At 64.8% G+C, this 24,753-nt stretch carries 21 protein-coding genes, 1 tRNA gene and 1 pseudogene; 10 read left to right on the forward strand and 13 right to left on the reverse strand.

What is annotated here, in order from left to right; genetic code table 11:
- The first annotated feature begins 92 nt into the window (after positions 1–92).
- Positions 93–2,018: a transglycosylase SLT domain-containing protein gene (locus AC05QJ_RS22795; protein WP_476743528.1), complete on the forward strand. Its 1,926-nt coding sequence runs from the start codon at positions 93–95 to the stop codon at positions 2,016–2,018.
- Between the two features lie 34 nt (positions 2,019–2,052).
- Here AC05QJ_RS22795 and AC05QJ_RS22800 read toward each other — a convergent pair whose 3' ends face one another.
- Positions 2,053–2,856, reverse strand: coding sequence for an MOSC domain-containing protein (locus AC05QJ_RS22800; protein ID WP_476743529.1), 804 nt, complete (start codon positions 2,854–2,856; stop codon positions 2,053–2,055).
- Between the two features lie 75 nt (positions 2,857–2,931).
- Positions 2,932–3,867 carry a chemotaxis protein CheV gene (locus AC05QJ_RS22805; RefSeq protein ID WP_476743530.1) on the reverse strand — a complete coding sequence of 312 codons (936 nt, stop codon included), beginning with the start codon at positions 3,865–3,867 and terminating at the stop codon, positions 2,932–2,934.
- 380 nt (positions 3,868–4,247) lie between these two features.
- Here AC05QJ_RS22805 and AC05QJ_RS22810 point away from each other — a divergent pair, with 380 nt between their 5' ends.
- From AC05QJ_RS22810 to AC05QJ_RS22820, 3 genes are all read left to right on the forward strand, one after another.
- Positions 4,248–4,676 (forward strand): histidine kinase, encoded by a 429-nt coding sequence (locus tag AC05QJ_RS22810; RefSeq protein ID WP_476743531.1) that lies wholly within the window; start codon positions 4,248–4,250, stop codon positions 4,674–4,676.
- Positions 4,677–5,211: 535 nt separating this feature from the next.
- Positions 5,212–6,102 (forward strand): sensor histidine kinase, encoded by an 891-nt coding sequence (locus tag AC05QJ_RS22815; RefSeq protein ID WP_476747994.1) that lies wholly within the window; start codon positions 5,212–5,214, stop codon positions 6,100–6,102.
- Positions 6,099–6,752: a response regulator gene (locus AC05QJ_RS22820; RefSeq protein ID WP_476743532.1), complete on the forward strand. Its 654-nt coding sequence runs from the start codon at positions 6,099–6,101 to the stop codon at positions 6,750–6,752. The genes AC05QJ_RS22815 and AC05QJ_RS22820 overlap by 4 nt, the downstream gene beginning before the upstream one ends.
- Here AC05QJ_RS22820 and yegS read toward each other — a convergent pair.
- Entirely contained in the window at positions 6,736–7,635 is a 900-nt protein-coding gene (yegS, locus tag AC05QJ_RS22825; protein ID WP_476743533.1) for a lipid kinase YegS, read from the reverse strand. The two genes, AC05QJ_RS22820 and yegS, sit on opposite strands and share 17 nt — an antisense overlap.
- Positions 7,636–7,902: 267 nt before the next feature.
- Here yegS and AC05QJ_RS22830 point away from each other — a divergent pair, with 267 nt between their 5' ends.
- Entirely contained in the window at positions 7,903–9,141 is a 1,239-nt protein-coding gene (locus AC05QJ_RS22830) for a glycosyltransferase family 4 protein (RefSeq protein WP_476743534.1), read from the forward strand.
- 84 nt (positions 9,142–9,225) lie between these two features.
- Here the strand turns inward: AC05QJ_RS22830 and AC05QJ_RS22835 are convergent, their stop codons facing one another.
- Positions 9,226–10,413: a molybdopterin molybdotransferase MoeA gene (locus AC05QJ_RS22835; protein WP_476747995.1), complete on the reverse strand. Its 1,188-nt coding sequence runs from the start codon at positions 10,411–10,413 to the stop codon at positions 9,226–9,228.
- A 22-nt stretch (positions 10,414–10,435) separates the two neighbouring features.
- Complete coding sequence (gene moaB, locus AC05QJ_RS22840) at positions 10,436–10,975, reverse strand: molybdenum cofactor biosynthesis protein B (RefSeq protein ID WP_476743535.1); 540 nt, start codon at positions 10,973–10,975, stop codon at positions 10,436–10,438.
- Between the two features lie 193 nt (positions 10,976–11,168).
- Here moaB and AC05QJ_RS22845 point away from each other — a divergent pair, with 193 nt between their 5' ends.
- The 3 genes from AC05QJ_RS22845 to AC05QJ_RS22855 all read left to right on the forward strand — a co-directional run bounded on the left by AC05QJ_RS22845 (position 11,169) and on the right by AC05QJ_RS22855 (position 12,118).
- Positions 11,169–11,390, forward strand: a complete 222-nt coding sequence (locus AC05QJ_RS22845) for a YgdI/YgdR family lipoprotein (RefSeq protein ID WP_476743536.1) — start codon at positions 11,169–11,171, stop codon at positions 11,388–11,390.
- A 146-nt stretch (positions 11,391–11,536) separates the two neighbouring features.
- Positions 11,537–11,613 (forward strand) — tRNA-Pro (locus tag AC05QJ_RS22850).
- A 142-nt stretch (positions 11,614–11,755) separates the two neighbouring features.
- Positions 11,756–12,118 carry a glycine zipper domain-containing protein gene (locus AC05QJ_RS22855; RefSeq protein ID WP_476743537.1) on the forward strand — a complete coding sequence of 121 codons (363 nt, stop codon included), beginning with the start codon at positions 11,756–11,758 and terminating at the stop codon, positions 12,116–12,118.
- A 129-nt stretch (positions 12,119–12,247) separates the two neighbouring features.
- Here the strand turns inward: AC05QJ_RS22855 and AC05QJ_RS22860 are convergent, their stop codons facing one another.
- The 4 genes and pseudogenes from AC05QJ_RS22860 to AC05QJ_RS22875 form a co-directional block, all read right to left on the reverse strand.
- Entirely contained in the window at positions 12,248–13,840 is a 1,593-nt protein-coding gene (locus tag AC05QJ_RS22860; protein WP_476743538.1) for a malate:quinone oxidoreductase, read from the reverse strand.
- A 357-nt stretch (positions 13,841–14,197) separates the two neighbouring features.
- Positions 14,198–14,965 (reverse strand): methyl-accepting chemotaxis protein, encoded by a 768-nt coding sequence (locus AC05QJ_RS22865; RefSeq protein ID WP_476747996.1) that lies wholly within the window; start codon positions 14,963–14,965, stop codon positions 14,198–14,200.
- 165 nt (positions 14,966–15,130) lie between these two features.
- Positions 15,131–15,880, reverse strand: a pseudogene (locus AC05QJ_RS22870) (methyl-accepting chemotaxis protein); the annotation flags it as partial.
- A 241-nt stretch (positions 15,881–16,121) separates the two neighbouring features.
- Positions 16,122–17,885: an ABC transporter transmembrane domain-containing protein gene (locus tag AC05QJ_RS22875; RefSeq protein ID WP_476743539.1), complete on the reverse strand. Its 1,764-nt coding sequence runs from the start codon at positions 17,883–17,885 to the stop codon at positions 16,122–16,124.
- Positions 17,886–18,124: 239 nt separating this feature from the next.
- On the opposite strand from AC05QJ_RS22875, the gene AC05QJ_RS22880 reads away from it, so the two are divergent.
- Positions 18,125–18,298: a PA1571 family protein gene (locus tag AC05QJ_RS22880; RefSeq protein ID WP_476743540.1), complete on the forward strand. Its 174-nt coding sequence runs from the start codon at positions 18,125–18,127 to the stop codon at positions 18,296–18,298.
- A gap of 61 nt (positions 18,299–18,359) precedes the next feature.
- Here AC05QJ_RS22880 and pdxB read toward each other — a convergent pair whose 3' ends face one another.
- Positions 18,360–19,505, reverse strand: a complete 1,146-nt coding sequence (pdxB, locus tag AC05QJ_RS22885) for a 4-phosphoerythronate dehydrogenase PdxB (protein ID WP_476743541.1) — start codon at positions 19,503–19,505, stop codon at positions 18,360–18,362.
- A gap of 146 nt (positions 19,506–19,651) precedes the next feature.
- Here pdxB and AC05QJ_RS22890 point away from each other — a divergent pair, with 146 nt between their 5' ends.
- On the forward strand, positions 19,652–21,046 hold the full coding sequence (locus AC05QJ_RS22890) for an MATE family efflux transporter (protein ID WP_476743542.1): 1,395 nt from the start codon (positions 19,652–19,654) through the stop codon (positions 21,044–21,046).
- A gap of 27 nt (positions 21,047–21,073) precedes the next feature.
- Here AC05QJ_RS22890 and AC05QJ_RS22895 read toward each other — a convergent pair whose 3' ends face one another.
- From AC05QJ_RS22895 to rlmM, 3 genes are all read right to left on the reverse strand, one after another.
- A complete protein-coding gene (locus tag AC05QJ_RS22895) occupies positions 21,074–23,203 on the reverse strand; it encodes a methyl-accepting chemotaxis protein (RefSeq protein ID WP_476743543.1) in 2,130 nt (709 codons plus the stop codon).
- Between the two features lie 201 nt (positions 23,204–23,404).
- Positions 23,405–23,647: a sulfurtransferase TusA gene (gene tusA / locus AC05QJ_RS22900; RefSeq protein WP_476743544.1), complete on the reverse strand. Its 243-nt coding sequence runs from the start codon at positions 23,645–23,647 to the stop codon at positions 23,405–23,407.
- A 27-nt stretch (positions 23,648–23,674) separates the two neighbouring features.
- Entirely contained in the window at positions 23,675–24,739 is a 1,065-nt protein-coding gene (rlmM, locus tag AC05QJ_RS22905; protein WP_476743545.1) for a 23S rRNA (cytidine(2498)-2'-O)-methyltransferase RlmM, read from the reverse strand.
- Positions 24,740–24,753: the final 14 nt, after the last annotated feature.

The raw sequence follows: 24,753 nt of genomic DNA on the forward strand, positions 1-24,753 counted from the left end.
CATCCGGCGCGGGCAAACGGCTAAGCTTAAGCCCGTGAACCCACAGTGCTGGCGACGCCGACACTCGTTTTGGTCAACTGTCTGGAAGTATCATGCGCCGCCTGCTCAACCTCGTATCCTGCCTGCTCCTCTCGGCTTCCGTGGCCGGCGCCGCGCAGGCCGCCGATCTCGCCCAACAACGCCAGATGTACGACGAAGCCAAGCGCGCGCTGGCCAAAGGCGATTCCGGCCCTTATCAGCGTTACGCCGCAGCGCTCCAGGACTACCCGCTGGAGCCGTACCTGGCCTACGACGAGCTGACCGCCCGCCTGAAAACCGCGAGCAACGCCGAGATCGAGCGTTTCCTCGCCAAGAATGGCGACCTGCCCCAGGCCAACTGGATGAAGCTGCGCTGGTTGCGCTGGCTGGCCGAACGCGGCGACTGGCAGCCCTTCGTCAAGTACTACGACCCGAAGATGAATTTCACCGAACTGGACTGCCTCAACGGCCAGTACCAGTTGAGCCATGGCCTGCGCGCCGAAGGCTACGCCACCGCGGAAAAGCTCTGGCTGGTGGGCAAGTCGCAACCGGCCGCCTGCGATGTGCTGTTCGACCAGTGGGCCGCCCAGGGCCAGCTGACCGAAGAGAAGCGCTGGCAACGCACCAAGCTCGCCGCCCAGACGCGCAATTACGCCCTGGCCAACAACCTGGTCAAAACCCTGCCGACCCTGGGCGCCCAGGGCCGCCTGCTGATCGACGTGGCGCAAAAACCGGAACTGCTCAACCAGCCGTCGCGCTTCACACCGGTCAACGAGGCCATGTCCGATGTGGTCAGCCTCGGCCTGCGCCGCCTGGCCCGCCAGGACCCGGAGCGGGCCATGGCGCTGCTGGACGACTACGCCAACCGCATGCATTTCTCCGCCCAGGAGAAAGTCGCGATCGCCAACGAAATCGGCCTTACCCTCGCCCGACGCTACGACCCGCGGGCGCTGGACCTGATGACCCGCTACGACCCGCAACTGCGCGACAACACCGTCAGCGAATGGCGTATGCGCCTGCTGTTGCGCCTGGGTCGCTGGGAAGAAGCCTACGAGCTGAGCAAACGCCTGCCGCAAGACCTGGCCAGCACCAACCGCTGGCGCTACTGGCAGGCCCGCAGCCTGGAACTGGCGCAGCCGCAGAATCCGCAGATTCCACTGCTGTACAAGACCGTAGCCCGTGAGCGCGACTTCTACGGTTTCCTCGCCGCCGACCGCGCGCAGACGCCCTACCAGCTGAACAACAAGCCGCTGGTGATCAGCCAGCAATTGATGAACAAGGTGCGCAACACCCCGGGTGTACGCCGGGCGCTGGAATTCCATGCCCGCGGGCAGATTGTCGACGGTCGCCGCGAGTGGTACCACGTCAGCCGTCATTTCAACCGCGACGAGATGGTCGCCCAGGCGCGTATCGCCTATGAAATGCGCTGGTACTTCCCGGCCATCCGCACCATCAGCCAGGCGCAGTACTGGGACGACCTGGACATCCGCTTCCCGATGGCCCACCGCGACACCCTGGTGCGCGAAGCCAAGGTGCGCGGCCTGCACTCGAGCTGGGTGTTCGCCATCACCCGCCAGGAAAGCGCCTTCATGGACGACGCGCGTTCCAGCGTCGGCGCCAGCGGCCTGATGCAACTGATGCCGGCTACCGCCAAGGAAACCGCGCGCAAGTTCAGCATCCCGCTGGCCTCGCCGGCCCAGGTGCTGAATCCGGACAAGAACATCCAGCTCGGCGCCGCCTACCTGAGTCAGGTCCATGGCCAGTTCAATGGCAACCGTGTGCTGGCCTCGGCAGCATACAACGCCGGCCCCGGCCGCGTTCGCCAGTGGCTGCGGGGCGCGGATCACCTGAGCTTCGATGTCTGGGTCGAGTCGATCCCGTTCGACGAAACCCGCCAGTACGTGCAGAACGTGCTGTCTTATGCAGTGATCTATGGGCAGAAGCTCAACTCGCCGCAGCCGCTGGTGGACTGGCACGAACGCTACTTCGACGATCAGTGATGCAAAAAAACGGGGCGCTCGAAGCGCCCCGTTTTCATTCCAGAATCTCGACCGGCATGCCCACTTCCAGCACGGCCTCGCCATCGGCCACCAGGTTCTGGCCGAACATGGCCTCGCCTTCCTTCTGCCGGTAGTTCATCAATGTGGCAAACGGCTCGCGGTCGGGGCTGCGCTCGCCACTGGCCGGGTCGATGGTGGTCAGGATGCAGCGCCCGCAAGGCTTGACCACCCGGAAGGTCTGCTCGCCGATGCGGATGCGTTTCCACCCATCCTCGGCAAAGGCTTCGCTGCCCTCGATCACCAGGTTGGGACGAAAGCGCATCATCTCCATCGAGCGGCCGACACGCTGGCTCAGGTCTTCGAGGGACGCCTGGCCGATCAGCAGCAACGGAAAACCATCGGCGAAGGCCACCCGATCGTCGTTGGTGCCGTAGCCGGACGGCAGGTAGCGGGTGCGTTTCTCGGGCACATGGACCAGACGCACATCGCGTCCCATGAAGGTGCTCAGCCACTGCGCCGCCGCATCACCGGCGTCCGGTACCTGGAGCGTGTCGCGCCAGATGGTGACGCCGCGCAGCGCCTCATCGGGCGCGGGAATGGCAACGTGCAAGGTCGGCAAGCCCGGTGCATCGAGCAGCAGCCCGCCGTCGGCGGCGTAGAGTGCCGACAGCTGGCTCATCTGCGGAAACGCGCGCTGGGTCAGGAAGCGGTTGTTCTCGGCCGCCACCAGCATCCAGCGGCGATCCCCCGTCAGCCCCAACAGTCCACAGGAAGACTGCTGCAATGCCTCGCCACGGGCCGACTTGAGCGGGTAACGATAAAGCGCACTCAAACGCATGAAGGCATGCTCCCTGGCAAAAGAAAGCAAGCTTACACCGCTGCCCGGCAAACGTCGCCGGACAGCGGGCCAGGATCAGACCGCCGCGTTGTCCAGTTCCAGACGCTGGCGCACCACGTCCACCAACCGGTCCGGCTGGAATTTGGAGAGGAAGTTGTCGCAACCGACCTTCTTCACCATCGACTCGTTGAAGCTGCCCGACAGCGAGGTGTGCAGCACCACGTACAGCCCGCGCAGACGGGCGTCGCTGCGGATCTCGGTGGTCAGGCGGTAGCCGTCCATTTCCGGCATTTCGGCATCGGTGAAGACCATCAGCAGCTTCTCGCAGACATCCTCGCCGGCATCCGCCCAGCCCTTGAGCATGCGCAACGCCTTGAGCCCATCACTGGCCACGTGCAGCTTCACGCCCAGCTGGGACAGGGTCTCGCGCAACTGGGCCAAGGCCACGGTGGAGTCATCCACCAGCAGCACTTCGCGGCCACGGGCCTGTGCCAGGATAGGGTCGGCGAGTTTTTCACGGGACACCTTGGCGTTGTACGGCACGATTTCCGCCAGTACCTTCTCCACGTCGATCACCTCCACCAACTGGTCGTCCACCTTGCTGATGGCGGTCAGGTAGTGTTGGCGGCCGGCGCTGGACGGCGGCGGCATGATGGCTTCCCAGTTCATGTTGACGATACGGTCGACGCCACCCACCAGGAACGCCTGCACGGATCGGTTGTACTCGGTGACGATGATGGTACTGTTCGGCCCCGGCTCCAGCGGACGCATGCCGATGGCCTGGGACAGGTCGATCACCGGCAGGGTCTGGCCGCGCAGGTTGACGACGCCGCAGACGTAGCTGTGGCGCTGCGGCATCAGGGTCAGCTTGGGCAGTTGCAGGACTTCCTGCACCTTGAACACGTTGATGGCGAACAACTGTCGGCCCGCGAGGCGAAACATGAGGATTTCCAGGCGGTTCTCACCTACCAATTGTGTCCTTTGGTCTACCGTGTCGAGAATGCCAGCCATTGAATCCCCCAGGCTTGTTGCAAAAGGTAAATAAGCATCGGCCTTATATCGGCCGCTGGCGTCACAGCTTGACCCCTGGCAGAAAATGCTTCGCGGGGCGTTGATATCACTTTAGCATCATGCTTTACTGCGCTCACAGTCCTTCCTGCACAACGACCCCGCAACGGTGTCGCACCTGAAATCCCCATCAGGGAAACCCTTACCAACAATCGGGTGAGACCTGATTTGCGTGATATCCGTTAGCCATTAATGTGACGCCATTCTCAATGCATGAATGGAGTCAGGCCTTTGTTCGCTATTTCTTCGCTGTGGCCAGCCTCCACTCGTGACGTGCCGCCCGTCTGTCTCCGGCCTTCCCGCCCCTGCGTGACAGGAGCGCCATGATGCTGAACGACTCACCGGATATGAGCGCGCTGCACGATTTCCTGGAGGATGCCCACCGGCTGCTCGGCTGCGCGCAGGAGTGCCTGCACCACTTTCAACTGATCGGCGAGGATGCCGATGCCAGTGATTGCCTGATACAGACCCTCGGATCCCTCAGGGACAAGGCCAGCGCTTGCCGGCAGTCGCAGATTGCCGGCTTCTGCGGCCAGTTGTGCGAACGCCTGGAACCCGCCGGCCATCGCAGTCGCCTGCACAGCGCGGCGCTGGGCACGCTGGAGGCATGCCTGTGCCTGCTGGCCTGGCAGGTGGAACTGATCGACCCCTTCACCGGCACGCTGAACCTGGACACTGCAGAACAACTGGAGTTGCTCCAGCATCTGGACCAGGTGCTCACTGCGAACGGTCTGCCCGTCGAAAACGCTTGAACCCGGCCTTGATTGTTCGCCTGCAGGGTGCGTGGCAGAGCCGCCGCCAGCGCCGGGGCAATGACAATTGCATACAACCGGGAACCAACTAATTGGCAAACCGCAAGTGTTCGCGGCATACATATTCCAGGGCCGGTAAACTGCATCAGGCAGCAACTAAGAGGGATCTTTCACCGATACTTCAGTGGCATCAGGGAAGTACATCCGACCTTTTAATGAAAGTTCATGTTCGCCAGCCGTAATAGCAAAGTGCTAGAATTCGCGCCAGAACGGGACGCCCGTACCACCCTGTAAAACCTGACCGTACCGACAATCTGACCGGCGCGCGACCATTGGCGACCGAAGTGATACCATGCGCCGCCGAGCCGCTCGCCGACTTTGCCAGTGCTGGAACAAGATACTTTCCGTGCACTAAACAAGTGCCAGGCTGCCCGATGCCGCACGATGATAAAAGTTGTTGAAGGCCTTTCTCAAAAGCCGTTCAATCAACCCCGGACTGGCTTTGAAAAGTGATACTTCAGTGGCTTCATTTCCCGTGCATTCAAGCCTCAAGACCTTCACCCGCTGCTCTCGCGGCATGGCCCTGCTGCACGGGTCCGCAGCCGTGCTGTGCCTGGCGTCGCTGGTGGCCGGCCTGGTCTGCTACCTGAGCGCCCGCCCCCTGCCGGCCGGCTGGCTGGTCGTGCAGGCGCTCACCCTGCTGGCGGTGCTGTACCTCTCGCGCAAGCCCCGGGACAGTCTGGTGATGACCCCGCAGGAGCTGGCCGACCGCCTGCTCAAGGTGCAGGAAAGCGAACGCCAGCGGCTGAGCCGGGAACTGCACGACGATATCGGCCAACTGCTGACCGCCGCCAAACTGCAGGCCGAATGGTTGCGCCGGCGTCTGCCCGCAGACCTCGAAGAACCTTGCGACACCTTGCGCAGCACCCTGGACGACACCTTGTCCAACGTGCGCAACCTCGCCACCAGCCTTGCCCCCCGTCAACTCAACAGCCTTGGGCTGGAAGCCAGTCTGCGCGCGCATTTGCTGCGCACCCTGGAACATACCGAGGTGCGCTGGAGCCTCGAGTGCAAAAGCCGCCTGGACGGCATCCCGGAAGACATGGCCATGGCCGCCTTCCGTATCACGCAGGAAGCGGTAACCAACGTGCTGCGCCATGCCCGGGCGCAGAACCTGATCGTTCGATTCCAGCGCCAGCCCGAGGGGCTGTCGCTGTCGATCAGCGACGATGGCCAGGGTTTCCTGCCCTCTTCTCACCCTGGCGAGGAAGGCCAGTGCGGCATGGCAGGCATGGCCGAGCGGGCCAACCTGCTCAACGGCAGCCTCACGGTCCACAGCGAGCCCGGACAGGGCACGCGGATCGACGCCCTGTTCCCGTGGCCTCCTCGTGCGCGTGAACGCGCCCAATCAAGTAAGACTTCATGACCTGTAAATTGCTGCTGGTTGACGACCATTCCCTGATCCGTGCCGGCGTTCGCGCCCTGGTTTCCGACATCCCCGGCTACACCGTGGTGGGCGAAGCCTGCGACGGCAGCCAACTGGTCGGCCTGGTCCACGAACTGGACCCCGATATCGTCCTGCTCGACCTGTCGATGCGCTCCATGGGCGGGCTCGACGCCCTGAGCCAGCTGCAGGCCGAAGGCAGCCGCTGCAAGGTGCTGATCCTGTCGATGCACACCGACCCGCAACTGATCATGCAGGCGCTGGAAACCGGGGCCCACGGCTACCTGCTCAAGGACACCACCGCCACCGAACTGGAACAGGCACTGGCTGCCCTCAGCGCCGATGAGCGCTACCTGAGCCCGGCCATCGCCCACGCGGTGATCAACCAGGCGCTGCTGCGCGGGCAGAAAAACGAAACAGTGGAGAAACACAGCCTCACCGCGCGCCAGCTGGAAATCCTGCGCCTGATCGTGCGTGGCAAGTCCACCCGGGAGATCGCCAACGGCCTGGGCCTGAGCGTGAAGACCGTGGAAACCCACCGCTCGCAGATCATGAAACGCCTGCAGATCTACGACGTGGCGGGCCTGGTTCTGTACGCCGTGCGCGAGCAGATCATCAGCCTCGACGACTGAGCAACGGCGAATCCGCCGGCATATGCACGTTCAGCGCACCGGGCAGTACCCGGAAGCGCAGGCTGTCACCCTGCAGCGGCTCACCATCGAGGTTGATGTCCAGCCCCTGCGAGCCCTTGATCTCGACCCAGGGCAGGCGCGTGCGCACGAACAGGCTGTCCAGCCCCAGGCCACCGCTGAGCAGATCCCGCAGCGTCCCCACCACCTCCTGGGGCGCCGGAAGAATGCTGATATCCAGCAAACCATCATCCACTAGCGCTTCCGGGCACAGCACATGCCCGCCGCCCGCCTGGCGACCGTTGCCGATGCCCAGCGCCAGCAACTCGCCTTCCCAATGGAAATCAGGCCCCTGCAGGCTGACCGAGGCGGCGCTCAGTTCGCTGAAACGGGTCAAGCCGGTAAACAGATAGGCTGCCCCGCCGAGGACTTTCTTCAGGTCTTCCGAGGTGTTCGCGGTGACCTGGCTGCCAAAACCGCCGGTGCCCATGTTGAGAAATACCTCGCCGCTCACTTCTCCCAGATCGATCGACGTAGCCGGCGCCTCCAACAGCGCCAGCGCCGCCTCGGGCTCCAGGGGAATGCCGGCGGAACGGGCAAAGTCGTTGGCGGTGCCCAGTGGCAGCAGGACCAGGCTGGCATCACTCCGGGCAAGGGCCATCGCGTGAGCTACCTCACGCAAGGTACCGTCGCCACCGCCGGCCACCAGCTGCGGGTAGCCGGCGGCCAGCGCTTCATCCACCAGCCGCTGGGCGTCGCCGCCCTCCCAGGTCAGGCGCACGTCCAGTTGCCAGCCTCGCTCGCGCAGGGCATGCACCGCGGCGCGGACGTCCTCGTTCATCGCCTGCTTGCCATGCAGAATCAGCAATGCCTTGCGCTCGCTCATCGAAGCTCCCCTCCCGTAGCAGATTTCAACTCCCCATCTCGACCGCGCCTGACAGGGAGTTGCTGCACATTCGGCAATTAAAGTTCTGCAATCTTACGAATGACATGGAAAGATCCTCCGGCCGCGACCATGCTTCGACAAATAATTGGCAAAAACTCGAGCAAAAAATCGGAAAGCCGACTTATTGACGAACCCCGACAGCGGCCGCAGACGCAGCGGCCGCTCGTGTTCCACCCCCCACGCCCGTCCGGCAAGCGAGGAAGCGTCATGCGCGTACTCTGGACATTGCCCTATCTGCCCTGGCCCACCACCAGCGGCAGCAAGACCCGCCAGTTCAACCTGTTGCGCGGCCTTGCGCAGCGAGGTCATCGCATCACCCTGCTGGCCCAGTCCAAAGTCCCCCTCAGCGAACCCGCGCGACAGGCATTGATGCCGCTGGTGGAACGGCTCATCGTGGTGCCCAGGCGACCGCTGCACAGCCCGCTCAACCTGCTGGCGGCCATCAACGCCAGCTACCCGATGCGCGCCAGCATCAACGGCCTCGCCCCGCACCTGCGCCACCGTTTCGAAGCGCTGCTGCGCGAGCGCTGGGATGTGATCCAGATCGAGCACAGCTACAGCTTCCAGCCATTCGAACGGGCGCTGCAGGCCAGCGGCCTGCCCTTCATCGTCAGCGAACATCAGGTCGAATGGTGCAAGGGAGCCGCCTGCCAGGACCGTCTGCCGCTATGGCTGCGGCCCTTCAACAGCTTCGACGGCTGGCGCTACCGGCGCTGGGAAACCCGGGTATTGCGCCAGGCCAGCGACGTGCTGGCGGTGAGTCCCTACGACGCCCAGCAACTCAGCGAACTGACCGGCCGGGAAACCCGGGTCGTGGTCAACGGCGTGGACTGCGAGCACTACCAGGACATCGCGCCCTGCCCGCGCAGCCAGCGCCTGCTGTTCGTCGGCAACTTCGAGCACTGCACCAACCTGGAAGCCATCGAATGGGCGCTGGAAGACATCATGCCGCAGGTCTGGCAGAGCAACCCGGCGATACGCCTGGCCATCGTCGGCCACGCGCTGCCGGCGCACTGGAAACTGCGCTGGGACGATCCACGGATCGAGTGGGTCGGCTACCTGCCGGACCTGCGTGAGCTGCAGCGCCACTCGGCACTGTTCTTCGCACCGATGCGTCGGCCGGGCGGTTGCAAGATCAAGTTGCTGGAGGCCATGGCGGCGGGGCTGCCGGTGGTCACGACGCGGGAAGGGGTTTCCGGGTTGCAGGTGCGGTGTGGCGAGCACTACCTGGGCGGCAATGAAGGTGACGATCTGGCACTGATCATCACCCAACTGCTCAATCAGCCGCAGCGCATGCGCCAGCTTTCCGAAGCCGGGCGGACGTTCGTGCGCGAACGGCATGACTGGAGCGTGGCGGCGGCGCAACTGGAAAGCATTCATGCGCGGCTGGCCAGCCGCCCTGTAGCGATGGGGAATGTCGCGGGAGGGGTGATTCCGGCTTCCTGAGGCGTCCCTGGCTGGCAAAGCCAGCTCCCCCCCTGTGGGAGCCGGCGTTGCCGGCGATGAGGCCCTCAGCGACACCCTCACCTTTCAGCCAAGCAACTCGCTCAACGGAATGAACTGCACGGTATCGCCCTGCATCGGCGTAGTGCCTTCCAGCACCTCGACCAACCCCTCGGCCCACGCCGCACTGCGCAGCACGCCGGAGCTCTGGTTGCGGTAGATCAGCGCCCGGCCCTGCTCCAGACGGGCCCGCAGGTATTCGCGGCGGTTGCCGGCTTTCGGCCAGTCGAACCCGGCCGGTACGGCGAATTGCAGCGGCTTGACTGCCTGCACGCCCTGGCGGCGCAACAGGTACGGCCGGGTCAGCAGGCCGAAGGTCACCAGGGTCGAGGCCGGATTGCCCGGCAGACCGATCACCGGCACGCCATTGTACTGGCCCACCGTCAGCGGCTTGCCCGGCTTGATCGCCAGTTTCCACAATGCCAGCTCGCCCGCCTCGCGCAACGCGGCGCCGAGATAATCCGCCTCGCCCACCGACACACCGCCGGTGGACAGGATCAGGTCGACCGCCTGCAAGCCGCCCAGGCACTGGCGGGTCAGTTCGAGGTTGTCCGGCAGGATGCCGGCATCCACCACCTCGCAACCCAGGCGCTGCAGCCAACTGCTCAGCAGTCGGCGGTTGCTGTTATAGATCTGCCCCGGCCCCAGCGGCAGGCCGGGCTCCACCAGCTCGTCACCGGTGGACAGCACGGCGACCCGCACCCGGCGAACCACCTGCACGCTGGCATACCCCAGGGTCGCGGCCAGGCCAAGCTCGATCGGCCCCAGGCGGGTGCCTTTCTCCAGCACGCGCTCGCCGGCACGGGTTTCCTGGCCTTGCGGACGGATGTTCTGCCCGACCGCCAGCGTCTCGGTGAAGCGCACCCGCTGGTCGTCCTGCACCTCGGCGTTTTCCTGCATCTCGACGCAGTCGGCGCCTTGCGGAACCGGTGCGCCGGTGAAGATCCGTGCACAGGTGCCGGGTTGCAGTGGCTCGGGATACTGCCCGGCGAAAATCCGCTGACTCACCGGCAGCGGCTCGCCCTGCCAGTCGGCCACGCGCAGGGCGTAGCCATCCATGGCGCTGTTCGGCCAGGGCGGCAGGTCGAGGGTGGCGTGCAGGTCCGCCGCGAGCACCCGGCCTTCGGCCTCGGCCAGAGCGACGTCTTCGACATCACGGATCGGCGCCGCTTCGGCCAGCGCCAGCAAGCGCTCCAGGGCCGCTTCCACCGGCATCAGCGGCCTGGCCGCCGGCGCCTCAGCCACGGCTTTCACAAGGCGCAGCCTGCTTCAGGTGCGGAACGAAATTGCACGGGCGGTGGCGGTTGTCCAGTTGCTCGCCGAGGATGCCGTCCCAGCCGGTGCGTACCGCATTGGTGGAGCCCGGCAGGCAGCACACCAGGGTGCCGTTGGCCAGGCCCGCCAGCGCGCGGGACTGCACGGTGGAGGTGCCGATGTCGGCCACGGAAATCTGCCGGAACAGCTCGCCAAACCCATCCACCTGCTTGTCCAGCAGGCAGGCGACCGCCTCGGGCGTGCTGTCGCGACCGGTAAAGCCGGTGCCGCCAGTGATCAGTACCACCTGCACCACGTCATCGGCGATCCAGGTCGCGACCTGGGCGCGGATCTTGTACAGATCGTCCTTGAGCAGCACCCGCGCCGCCAGGTTGTGACCGGCCTCGCTGAGGCGGTCGACGAAGACCTGGCCAGACGTGTCGGTTTCCAGGGTACGGGTGTCGCTGACCGTCAGCACGGCGATGTTGAGCGGCACGAAGGGGGCGTCGGCCTTGGCTTTCATGGCATTGGGTCCGTTCGAGGATGGGAATGGGCGGTGTTATATCACAGGGAAGGGCGACCCGCGCGGCCAGGCCGGCCCGGCATTGAGCCCGGTCAATGACGCAAATAACCGCTACGCTCAACATCGCAAGGAACTTGCTGTAACGGTTTGCGTCTGAAGCCCTATACACGGCCCTACTTATTGGAGATTCACCATGATTCAACGGACCCTTCCCGCCTTCCTGCTCGCCCTCGGCCTCGGTGCACTGGCCGGCTGCGCATCGCCGACCGTGATCACCCTGAACGACGGACGTGAAATCCAGGCCGTCGACACCCCGCACTACGACGAAGACTCCGGCTTCTACGAATTCGAACAACTGGACGGCAAGCGCACCCGCGTCAACAAAGACCAGATCCGCACCGTCAAGGAACTCTGAGCTGCAAGCTGCAAGCTGCAAGCTGCAAGCTGCAAGACAGGATTGCACCGCAGCCCCGCTCTTTCTTGCAGCTTGAAACTTGCCGCTTGAAGCTGCCCCCCCAGGGGGCTTGTCGAACGAAATATTTTGAGTAGAATTTTCTTCATCGGAGTGTAGCGCAGCCAGGTAGCGCGTCTCGTTCGGGACGAGAAGGCCGCAGGTTCGAATCCTGTCTCTCCGACCAAATCACTCAACGCAAGAGCCCGCTGATCGCGGGCTTTTTCGTGCATGTTTCCCGTCATTTTCCTGGAGCATCCCGTGCATCAATGCCCGGCCTGCTCCGTTTCGCGTGCCCGCAAGCACGTTCTTTCTCGAGGTTGTTTCACATGCGCAAGACTTTCGTCGCCGTCACTCTGGGCCTGTTGTTCGCACACTCCGCCTTCGCGGGTGATGGCACCTCCGCACTCGGCGGTGGCCTGGGCGGCGCCCTGGGTAACGTGGTCGGTCAACAGATCGGTGGCAAGACCGGCGCAGCCATCGGTGCCGGTGTCGGCGGCGCGGCCGGCAGCGCCGTCGCTGCGAACAAGGGCAGCAAGACCAAGGCAGCCGTGGGCGGTGGCCTGGGCGCTGCGGGCGGTTCGCTGCTGGGTGACAAACTGGGTGGCAGCACTGGCGCTGCGATCGGTGCGGGTGTGGGTGGCGCGGCAGGTGGTGCGCTGGGCAATCACCTGGGGAAGAAGAAGCACTGAATAGTGCAGCAAGGCCCGTCACAGGTTGACGGGGTTGGCCTCATCGCCGGCAACGCCGGCTCCCACAGCGAGCATGGCCAGCGATGAGGGACTGCAGGGCAAAGACGTGCTTTGCCCTGCGCAACACGCTTACTGAACCGCTACCGGTTCAGCACCCTCTTCCGGCAAGACCGGTACGAAGGTCAGGCCCAAGCGGTCGCTGGTCCACTGACGGGTCTTGTTGGTCAGTTCGAGGTTGTTGTTGAGCTTCTGACCATAGGTCGGAACGATCTCCTTCAACCTGGCCTGCCACTCTGGGGTCTTGATGCGGTCCTTGAAGGTCTTTTCCAGCACGGTCAGCATGATCGGTGCAGCCGTCGAGGCACCTGGCGATGCGCCCAGCAGGGCCGCGATGGTACCGTCTTCGGAAGCCACCACTTCAGTACCGAACTGCAGAATGCCGCCATGCACCGGATCTTTCTTGATGATCTGGACGCGCTGGCCGGCCTGCAGCAGTTTCCAGTCTTCGTTCTTCGCGTTCGGGAAGTACTCGCGCAGCGCCGCCATGCGGTCGTCGAAGCTGAGCATCAACTGGCCCATCAGGTAGGTGCTGAGGTCGATGTTGTCGATGCCGGCATGGGTCATCGGGCCGATGTTGTGGGTGTTCAGCGCAGCGAACATGTCCAGCAGCGAACCGTTTTTCAGGAACTTGGTGGAGAAGGTCGCGAACGGGCCGAACAGCAGCACTTCCCTGCCGTCGATGATGCGGGTATCCAGGTGCGGAACCGACATCGGCGGCGCGCCGACCGACGCCTTGCCGTACAGCTTGGCCTTGTGGCGGGACACGATGTCCTGGTTGTCGGTCATCAGGAACTGGCCGCCAACCGGGAAGCCGGCATAGCCTTCGGCTTCCGGAATGCCGGATTTCTGCAGCAGTTTCAGGGCGCCACCACCGGCACCGATGAACACGAACTTGGCCTTGACGCTGGTTTCCACGCCTTTGTTGGCCAGGTCGGCAACCACCACGGTCCAGGTGTTGTCGGCGTTGCGCTTGATGTCACGCACTTCGTGGCGCAGGTTCAGGCTGACCTTGTCGCTCTTGGTCAGCGAGCCCACCAGCTGGCGGGTGATTTCGCCGAAGTTGACGTCGGTGCCGATGTTCATGCGGGTCGCGGCGATCTTCTGGTCGGCGGCGCGGCCTTCCATCACGATCGGTACCCACTGGGCGATCTGCGCGTGGTCTTCGGAGAATTCCATGCCACGGAACAACGAGCTGTGCTGCAGGGCGGCGTGGCGCTTCTTGAGGAACTCGACGTTCTTGTCGCCCCAGACGAAGCTCATGTGCGGCACGTTGTTGATGAACGAACTCGGGTTGTTCAGTACCTTCTGCTCGACCTGGTAGGACCAGAACTGCTTGGAGATCTCGAACTGTTCGTTGATGCCAACGGCCTTGCTGATGTCGATGGAGCCATCGGCGGCTTCGCTGGTGTAGTTCAGCTCGCAGAAGGCGGAGTGACCGGTACCGGCGTTGTTCCAGGCGTTGGAGCTCTCTTCGGCGACCTGGTCCATGCGTTCGTAGATGTTGATCGACCAGTCGGGCTGCAGCTCGTGCAGGTAGGTGCCGAGGCTGGCACTCATGATGCCGCCACCGATCAGCAGGACGTCGACGGTCTTCTCCGGTTCACTGGGCTTGGAGCAACCAATGACGCTCAGGCACAGGAGCGCCAATAGGATTTTTTTCATAATTCATCCAATTGAAGTGAAGTAACTGGCTGGACCGCCGCGCCCGTGTGCACGCCCTCGTTTTATGGTTTTGCTCACCCGCGGCCAGTCAGTCAGGGCTGCTGGAGGGTGGCTGGGGTATCTGAGATGCGGGGTGCGGTCTTATCGCCGTGGCTGCCGTGGCAGCCCATGGTCTTAAATGCGGGATCTCGCCCGCCGCGGCCTTAAAGCACGAAGCGGGCCAACTTTGAAGCGACCAAGGGCTAATAGGCGAGACCCATGGTCGCACCCCATATTGTCGGGTTTTTCTGGCGGGATTCCGCCATCACTTCAGACAGATTTGCCGGAAAGTGGCGGATTTCCCCCAAGATTAATCGTTCAAGCAGACAGACGCGAAGTGACCGCGCCCAATTGCCCCGATAGCTCATGCAGGCGGTGACCGGCCCGCTCGGTCTGTTGCACCGCGCTCTGGTTGTCGGTGGCGATGCGGGTGATTTCCACCAGGTTGCGCGAAATATCCTCGGCCACGCTGGTCTGCTCTTCCGCTGCCGTGGCGATCTGCCGGTTCATGTCGCGGATTTCTTCCACCGCCAGGGTGATGCGCTGCAACATCTCACCGGCACGCTGCACCTGCTCGGCGCCCTCCTCGCTGCAGGCCTGGCCGGTTTCGATGGCCTTCACCGCCTCTACCGCACCGGATTGCACGGCACTGATGATCTGGTTGATCTCGGCAATGGACGACGCCGTGCGCTGGGCCAGGTTGCGCACCTCGTCGGCGACCACGGCAAAGCCGCGCCCCGCTTCGCCAGCACGCGCCGCCTCGATGGCGGCGTTGAGTGCCAGCAGATTGGTCTGTTCGGCAATGCCGCGAATCACCTCCAGCACCTTGCCGATTCGCCCGCTGTCCTGCTCCAGGTGACGGATCACGGCGGCGGTGCCAGTGATTTCACGGTTGGCCCTTGCAATGGTGTCGATGGTCGCCTGCATCACCTGCTCGCCGGCCTGGGCGCTGTGGTCGGCATCGTCGGCAGCGCGGGCCGCTTCGGCAGCGTGACGCGCCACCTCCTGGGCGGTGGCCGACATTTCGTGCATCGCCGTCGCCACCTGGTCGGTGCGCTGGAACTGATCGTCGGTGCCACGGGCCATGCCGCCGGCCAGGGTGCGCAGGTCGCCGCTGGCGCTTTCCAGCTCAAAGGCGTTGTCCTGCAGGCGGCCGACGGTGTCGGCAAGAAAATCCCGCAGGGTGTTGGCGGCCACGGCCAGACGCCCCAGTTCATCCTGACGGTCACTGGCGACGCGGGCATCGAAGCGGCCCTGACTGAGGTGGGCAACGTATTCGATCAGACGCCGGATCGGCTCGATCAGGCTGCGGTTGACCCGCCACAGGCTGAGCACGCCGATGGCCAGCGCCGACGCCAGCATCACCAGCAGCCCCAGCCAGACCGTACGGCGGGCCTGCTCGCTGATATCAGTGGCCTGGCCCGAGGCAGCGGCCCGCAGCTGACTGACCAGCGCACTCATCTGCTCGCTGGTGGCGCGGTCTACACCCTTTACCGCCAGGTCGCCGGCCGAGGGGTCGGCACCGGCGGCCAGAAACGCGTCGCGACCACGGGCGTAGGCCTCGCCCAACTGACGGTGGCTGTCCTTGAGTTGTGTCAGGCGGGTGTGCAATGCCGTGTCGTCGGCGTTTTCCCGTACCAGCTGACCGAGGATGTCCTGTACCTGGCGTTCCTGGCTCTGGAACTGCTGCCAGTACTTGTCCAGGTCAGCCGGCTGCTTGCCTCGCAGCAGCACGTTCTTCCACTCCTGGACCTGGATCTTGAACTGCAGGTTGGCTTCGTCGACCTGCTGCGAGGCCCGTAACGGCCCGTCTACCAACTGGCTGTAGCCGTCGACGCTGGCGGACAACAGGCGAAAGCACACCAGGGCGATCAGCAGCATCGCCAGCAGGCTGCCGGCGAGCAGCGCGAGGATTTGCAGTCTCAGGGAGGTACGCAGGGGCATCGGCGGGATCTCGGAACAAAGGATAAAAAGGCGGGCAAGCCGGCCAAAGACATCCATGTCCTCGAATCACAGGCAAAAAAAAGCTGCCATCAGGCGACGGCAGCGAAACTGCATCGAGCACTTACGCAACAGTTGAACGAGATACTCTCAGGGGATTGCTACAGAAATGTGACAGTCGTTACTGGATTTGTCACAGAAGTGTCAGAAATTGAGGTGGGGGGTGCATGCGCATGCCGAAAGATCTTGAGGGCGCAGAAAAACCCCCGCCGAGCGCCCCGCCGCAACACCCCGCCCTGCCTCAATCCCCTCCAAACTGCAACTCCGCCAACCTCGCATACAACGGGCTCTCGGCAATCAACTGCCGGTGCGTCCCCACCGCCACCACCCGGCCCTGATCGATCACCGCAATCCGGTCCGCATGCTGCACCGTCGCCAGGCGGTGGGCGATGACCAGGGTGGTGCGCCCCGCCATCAATACCGGCAGCGCCTGCTGGATCAGGTGCTCGCTCTGGGCGTCGAGGGCGCTGGTGGCTTCGTCCAGCAACAGGATCGGCGCATCCACCAGCAAGGCCCGGGCAATCGCCAGGCGCTGGCGCTGACCACCCGAAAGGCCCAGGCCGGCATCCCCCAGGTGAGTCTGGTAGCCCGCAGGCAACTGCAGGATGAACTCATGGGCATGGGCACTGCGCGCCGCCGCCTCGACTTCGGAAAAGCTGGCGTCGGCCCGGCCGTAGCGGATGTTGTCTTCCACGGTGCCATAGAACAGTGCCGGGCTCTGCGCCACCAGGGCGAAGTGCCGGCGCAGGTCCTGGGGATCGAGGCGGGTCAGCGGCTGGCCATCGAGCAGGATCTGCCCCCGCTGCGGGTCGTAGAAGCGCAGCAGCAGGTCGAACAGCGTGGACTTGCCCGCGCCGGAAGGACCGACCAGCGCCAGTGTCTGGCCGGGCTCGATGCTGAGGTCGATGCCATCGATCGCCGGACGGTCAGGACGCGATGGGTAGGCGAAGTGCACATCCTGCAACACCAGCTCGCCGCGCACCCGCTCGGGCAAGCGTATTCCACCCTCCACCGGCGCGACGATTTCGCTGCGCGCCGCCAGCAACTCGGCAATCCGCTCTGCTGCGCCGGCGGCGCGCTGCAATTCACCGATCACTTCGCTGACAGTGCCGAAGGCGCTGCCGACGATCAGGCTGTAGAAAACGAAAGCCGCCAGTTCACCACCGGAGATCCGCCCGGCGATGACGTCCATGCCGCCGACCCAGAGCATCACGCCCACCGCTCCCAGCACCAGCACGATCACCAGGGTAATCAGCCAGGCACGCTGGATGATGCGCTTGCGGGCAGTGGCGAACGCCGCCTCCACCGTCTCGCCGAAACGCTGGCGATCCCGTGGCTGGTGGTTGTAGGCCTGCACCGTCTTGATCTGGCCGAGGGTCTCGGCGACGTAGCTGCCGACATCGGCGATACGGTCCTGGCTCTGCCGCGACAGGCTGCGGACCCGCCGGCCGAAAATCAGGATCGGCGCCAGCACCAGCGGCAGCGCCAGCACCACGATACTGGTCAGCTTGGGGTTGGTGACGAACAGCAGGATGATGCCGCCCAGCACCATCAGCGCGTTACGCAGGAACAGCGACAGCGACGAGCCGATCACCGATTGCAGCAACGTGGTATCGGCGGTCAGCCGCGACTGGATCTCGGAGCTGCGGTTGTGCTCGAAAAAGCCCGGATGCAGGCCGATGAGGTGGTCGAACACCTGCTGGCGAATATCGGCCACTACCCGCTCGCCGATCCACGAGACCAGGTAGAACCGGGTGAACGTGCCCACCGCCAACGCCAGCACCAGGCCGAGAAACAGCACGATGGACTGGCCCAGCAGCTCGGCGGAGCGGGTCACGAAGCCCTGGTCCACCAGCAGGCGGATGCCCTGTCCCATGGACAGAGTGATAGCGGCCGTGACGATCAGTGCCAGCAAAGCCAGCAGCGACTGGGTGCGATAGGGGCGAACGAATCGCCAGGCCAGTTGCAAGGCATGACGCTGGCGGGAAGAAAGAAGAGTGAGCATGCAGGCTGCCGTCTGTCGGGTCCGGAAACAGCCTACACCGGAGGTGAATCAGCTGCCATGGGCGTCTATTACAACGGTTCGGCGCAGACCATAGACCGCATCGGTCTAAAGTACGTCTGGTTCCGGGCTGAACTTTCTGGTGGACTGTCCGTTCGCATGATGAGGCAGCGATGGAGCTGTAACAGCCTGGTCATCAGGCGGATCTAAACTGGGCTAGCCACCTGAAGAGGAGACAGGAAATGAGCCTGCAGCATAGCAGCGGTACGACCCAACAACGTTCAGCGCAGCCGGTCCCGGCCTGCGGTTCGATCATCGACGCGCAAGGGCGCGAGATCCCGATCACCGAGCAGATGATCCAGCAGGCCTGCCGCGAACTGGAAAACAGCCGGGTGAAGCCGGCGAAGAAGGGCTGAAAGACCCTGACCTATTCGAAACCCGGCGCCCGCGCCGGGTTTTTTCTGTGTGCGGGATGCCTCAGTTGTCGAGGACACAGCCCAACGCCAGTGCGATTTGACGCAACATCGGCGACTCGCCTTCGATCCCCACCCGCAAGCCTTCGATTTCACGCCGCACCGGATAGCCCTTGCGCAGCAGGTCGAAGTTGGCTTTCTGCAGCGCCGGGTCGTCGCTCAGGCTGCGACGGAAGTCCGCGTCGTCGCGGCGCGGGTCGTATACCGTGCGGCAAAGGGTCGCCAGGGCCCAGGCCGGATCCGTAGCACCGTCCAGTTGCAGGCCGGACAACCACGGCCGCGGGAGCAGGTCGCTCAGCTTCACCCGCTCCGCCTCGCCTTTCCAGGCACAGAACGCCTGATAGATCTGCGCCGTGCCGCGCTGACGGCCATCGAGGCTGTAACCGGCGATATGCGGCGTGGCGATGACGCACAGGTCGGCCAGTTCGAGGTCTACCCGAGGCTCCTCCTCCCACACGTCGAGCACCGCCAGGACGTCTTCCCGCGCCAGCAGCAGGTCGCGCAAAGCCCGGTTGTCGATGACCGGTCCCCGTGCGGCATTGATCAGCCAGGCGCCTTCGCGCAGGCGTGCAAGGCGTGGGGCGTCCAGCAGGTGCCAGGTGGGCTGCTCGCCGGAACGGGTCAGCGGCGTATGCAGACTGATGGCATCGCATTCGGCAAGGATCTGCTCCAGGCTGACGTATTCCCCGCCGTCCGCCGCCTGCCGGGGCGGGTCGCACACCAGCACCTTCCAGCCCAGCCCGCGCAGCACCTTGACCAATCGCCCGCCCACCTCGCCGGCACCGATCACACCGTAGGTGCGCGAGGCCAGGTCGGCGCCATCCAGCTCGGCCAGGGTCAGCAGGCTGCCCAGCACGTAGTCCACGACGCCGCGGGCATTGCAGCCCGGCGCGCTGGACCATTGGATGCCAGCCTCGGCGAAATACGCCAGATCCAGATGGTCGGTGCCGATGGTGCAGGTGCCGACGAAGCGCACCTTGCTGCCTTCGAGCAAGGCGCGGCTGACCTGGGTCACCGAGCGCACCAGCAGTACATCGGCGTCGCGCACGCAGTCGCGGTCGATGGCCCGGCCCGGATAACGGCGGATCTCGCCGAAGCCGGCAAAGAAGGCATCGAGCAACGGGATATTTTCGTCGGCAACTATCAGCATGGCGCTCTCCTGTGGGGGAGCGCAGTTTAGGCCCAGAGTGGCGGACCGTTCCAGAAACCTTTCCACAGGACTTCGCTATTTCCTGACCGAAGCGTCAGGGCGTAGACTGCCCGGTTTTCTGCCCACTGCCACCGGACGACCACCTAGTGACCCTTTCCGCGACAACCACCCTCTCCCGCCCTGCCCGCATCCGCGCCGAGGTTCGCGGCCTGCTGCACCTGGCGACGCCGATCATCGTCGCGCAACTGGCAACCACCGCCATGGGCTTCGTCGATGCGGTGATGGCCGGGCGGGTCAGCCCGGAGGATCTGGCCGCCGTGGCACTGGGCAACTCGATCTGGATTCCGGTGTACCTGCTGATGACCGGCATCCTGCTGGCCACCACGCCCAAGGTGGCGCAGCGCTTCGGCGCCGGCCAGCATGGCGAGATCGGCCCGCTGGTGCGCCAGGCGCTGTGGCTGGCGCTGGTGGTGGGGCTGCTGTCCAGCGCCCTGCTGCTCAGCGCCGAGCCGATCCTGCACCTGATGAAAGTGGACCCGCAACTGATCGGCCCGAGCATGGGTTACCTGCACGGCATCGCCTTCGGTTTCCCCGGCATCGCCCTGTACTACGTGCTGCGCTGCTACAGCGACGGGCTGGGCCGCACGCGGCCGAGCATGGTCATCGGCCTGTGCGGGTTGCTGTTGAATATCCCGCTGAACTGGGTGCTGATCTACGGCCACTTCGGCATGCCGGCCCTCGGCGGCGTGGGTTGCGGCTGGGCCACCGGCATCGTCGGCTGGTTCATGGCCCTGAGCATGGCTGCCTGGAGCCGCTGGGCTCCGGCCTACGCCGGCAGCCGCGTGCTGGTGCGGATCGACCGGCCACAATGGGCGGTGATCAAGCGCCTGATGGGCGTCGGCCTGCCGATCGGCATCGCGGTGTTCGCCGAGTCGAGCATCTTCGCAGTGATCGCCCTGCTGATCGGCAGCCTCGGCCCGACCGTGGTGGCCGGGCACCAGATCGCCCTGAACATCAGCTCGCTGCTGTTCATGATTCCCTATTCGCTGGGCATGGCCGTGACTGTGCGGGTCGGCCAGGCGGTGGGCGCCGGCGATCCGTACCAGGCGCGCTTCGCCGCCAACGTCGGGCTGGGCACGGCGCTGGTGTTCGCCACCTTCTCGGCCAGCCTGATCCTGTTGCTGCGCGAGCAGATCGCGGCGATCTACACCCCCGACACTGCGGTGATCCAGATTGCCGCGATGCTCATCGTGTTCGCCGCGCTGTACCAGTTCTCCGACGCCATCCAGGTGATCTGCGCCGGCGCCCTGCGCGGCTACCAGGACACCCGGGTGACCATGATCCTGACCCTGTTCGCCTACTGGGGCATCGGCCTGCCGGTGGGTTACCTGCTCGGCCTGACCGAGGTGCTCGGCCCGGCCAGCGGCCCGAGCGGCTTGTGGCAAGGCCTGATCGCCGGCCTGACCTGCGCCGCGCTGATGCTGTCGATCCGCCTGGTGCGTTGCACCCGCCGGCACATTCGCCGGGCGGACAAGGGCTAACCAGACACAAGGGGCCACGCTGCGGCCTTACAGACTGAACCGCGCAGTGTTGTCGTTCAGCGCCCGGCTGCCTTTGCTCAGGGTATCCGCCGCCTGGTTCACCGCACGGGCGCCGTCCAGCAAACGCCCGGCCGCCTGATCCACCTGCTGGATATTGCCACTCACCTCATCGGCGGTGGCCGCCTGCTCTTCCACAGCAGTGAGAATCTGCGCCAGGGTATCGGTCACGCCCTGCACGGCACTGGCGATCTCCTCCAGGCGCCCGCCCAGCCCGGTCACCGAGTGCGCGTCATGGACCGCCTGGTCGCACGCGGCCTGCATCAGGCTCACGGCCTGGGTCACGGTGCTGCGCAGGCTTTCGACGGTGCTGGCGATTTCCGCCGTGGATGCCTGGGTACGTTGCGACAGGCTGCGGACTTCATCGGCCACCACGGCGAATCCGCGCCCCTGATCCCCGGCCCGCGCCGCCTCGATGGCGGCGTTGAGCGCCAGCAGGTTGGTCTGCTCGGCAATGCCGCGAATGGCATCGACCACCGACTGGATCTGCTGCCCCTGTTCGCTCACCCGCCCCAGCGCCTCGGCGGTCTCGCCCAGACGACGATTGAGCTGCTGAATGCTGTCGGTGGTGCGCTGGCTGTCGCGGTTGCTGTCTTCGGCGATCAGGCGGGTGTGGCGGGCGCTGTCGGAGGCCTGCTCGCAGCTTTTGGCCACGCCCTGGGACGTCGCCGCCAGTTGCGTGGCGGCGGCGGCAATCTGGCTGATCTGCTGTTGCTGCTTCTCGACATCCTGCAGGGTGTCGTTGGACTGGCTGTTGAGCGCCAGCACCGCCGAGCCCAGTTGCCGGGTTTCATGGTTGACCCCCAGCAGGCTGGCGCGCAACTGCACCACCGCGACGTTCAACGCCTGGCTGATGGCGGCCAGTTCGTCGCGCCCTTGCACCGACACCTCGACGCACAGGTTGCCGTCACGCAGCGACTCGGCCAGGGTGGTGATGCCCCTGGCGCTACGACGGATCGACGCCTGCAGGCAGGCGAACAGGTACAGGGCGACCAGCAGCAGAACGCCAATAGTCACGCCCACGGGAATGAATTCACGGTTGGACTGGTCATGGTAGTCGCCCAGGCGCTGGTCCAGGGCCTGCAGCGACTGCTCGCGCAAGGCGGCCATCTCGTCCAGCAGGTGCCCGACATTGCGCTCGAAGTCGGCGGGCTTGAGTACGATGGCGCTGCCGAACACCCCCTCGTCCAGCACGTTCAACTCGGCATCGAGCACCTTGAGGGTCGCCTCATAGCGCGCGGCCCAGCCCTGCAGCTCGGGGGGCAGACGGGTCTGCAGCGACCCCGCGATCTTGACCATCTGCTCGCGGGCATCGCCAATGCGGCTGCGCAGGTCACGCATCTGCAACCGGCTTTGCAGGCTGAACTGGCCGGACACCAGCGAGGTCTGGCCGATACTGGCCATGCGGCCGATGCGCTCGATCAGGTCCGGGGTCTGCTGGGTCGACAGCTGCATCAGTAGATAAGTATCCAGCCACGGGTCGAGGATCAGCCCGGTGTCCATGGCGATCTGTTCGCGCAAGGCTTGCAGGTGACCGAGGGTGGTGGTGAAGCGATCGTAGCCATCGGGCCACCAGCCGACACCGCGCAATGACTGGGTGTCCAGACCAGTGACCGAGGCCCGCAGGGTTTCATGACGTGCCCGGCTGTCGGCGCCGGCCTGCTCCTTGTCCAGCACATCGCCCAATTGCCTGAGCGCCTGCTCGATCCGCGGAACGGCAGCATCGATCTCGCCCATGACTTGACGCGCTTCGGCGGTGGGTTCGCGCAGGATATCGACCGCCTTCCAGCGCGCCGCACGGTAGCGCTGGGCCGACAACTCGCGCTCCAGTTCATCGACCGCCTGCAACTGGCGAACCCCCGACTGCTCGCCCGCGATCACCGCCAGCCGGGCGCGGTAATCCGCCCCGATCAGCCAGAGACTGAACATCAGCGGCAGCATGAACAGCAGGAACAACACCTGAAACTTGCGCGCAAAGCCAAAACGCCCCAGCAAACGCATACCCGGCGACAACAGACCGATCATTTCCCACTCCCGCGCATGAGGCCCCTGGCAACCGGAAACGCTCTCGCAAACGTTTCCGGTCAAAGGCAATGGCATTTCGCTAGCAACCTGTGGGCCAGCTGGAAGCGAGGTCCGGAGGGCAAGGGATCGCTCAGCGTCTGCTGGCGTCGGCGCACCGATTTCGTGCACCTCAGTCAGGCAAGCGTCACTGGAAGAAACAGCGCGGAGTAACAAACAGCGGTGTGGGTCCGACCGATGCCGGGAAGGCGGCGCGGGGCACCGCTTCCCGGCCGGGCGTCAGTCGGCCTTCTTGCGGATCCAGTACAGGTACGTACCGCCTTCTTCTTCCTGCTGCACCAGTTCATGGCCGAGGAAGACACAGAACTTGGGAATGTCGCGGCGGGTGGACGGATCGGTGGCGATCACCTTGAGCAGGCCGCCAGCGGCGATATCGCGCACGGCTTGATGCAGCATCATCACCGGCTCAGGACAGTTCAGGCCGGTGGCGTCGAGCACGGCATCTGGAGTGAAATCGGTCATTCGGGACTCCGTATTTAGTAAGCGAATTCAGCGCGACTTCAGGTCGAGACGGCGCAGGTGGCAGGTCACTTCCTCACGGTCGTGATAAAGCTGCTTGCAGCCGATCGAGACTTTCACCTTGCGCGCCTTGAAGCCTTCCTCGATGCGGTCCAGCAGACGCCGGACCTCGGCATAGCGCTGCTTCATCGGCAGCTTCAGGTTGACCACGGCTTCACGGCAATGCCCGTCGCCCAGCCATTCCTCGATCATCGCCGCGGTACGGGCGGGCTTTTCGACGATGTCGCAGACCATCCAGTCCACGGTCTGCTTCGGCTTCCAGGTGAAGCCATCGACCATCAGGTGCTGGATCAGCCCGGTGTCCATCAGGCTCTCGGCCATCGGCCCGTTGTCGATGGCCGTCACCAGCATGCCCCGCTTCACCAGCTGGTAGGTCCAGCCGCCTGGTGCGGCGCCCAGATCGACGCCGGTCATGTCGTCGGACAGGCGCTGGTCCCACTGCTCGCGGGGAATGAAGTGGTGCCAGGCTTCTTCCAGCTTGAGGGTCGAGCGGCTCGGGGCCTCGCGGGGGAACTTGAGGCGCGGGATGCCCATCGGCCACATGGCCGAGTTGTTGCCGTCGGCGACGCCGAGGAACACCCGCCGGCCACTGACGAAGGTCAGCAGCAGGCGTGCGCCGGGGCCATTGTCCAGCAGGCGTCCGGCCTTGAGCAGCGCCTTGCGCAGCGGCCCCTCGAACTTGCGGCAGAAGGTCGAGAGCTCCTTACCGTCGTTGCTGTCCATCACTTCCAGCCACAGGCTGCCGGCTACCGGGTAGTCCGCCAGGTGTTCCAGCAGCACGCTGATGCGGTCGGTTTCCGGCAATTCGACGAAACTGCCACGGGCCCACTGGCGCGGGAAGATCAGGTCCTTGAAGCGCAGTTCGCGCATCAGCCGCTCGGCGCCCTCGGCATCGTTGCAGATGAACTCGGCGCAGGCGCTCTGCGGCTTGGCCTTGGCATAACCGGCAACGCCCAGGCGTGCGGCGTGCTCGCTGATCTCGGAACAGACCTCACCCTCGAAACCGGGCCGGCAATGCATGAACAGGGTATTCATCACTCACTCCAGAA

It is taken from the genome of Pseudomonas sp. TUM25319 (genome assembly GCF_056388475.1).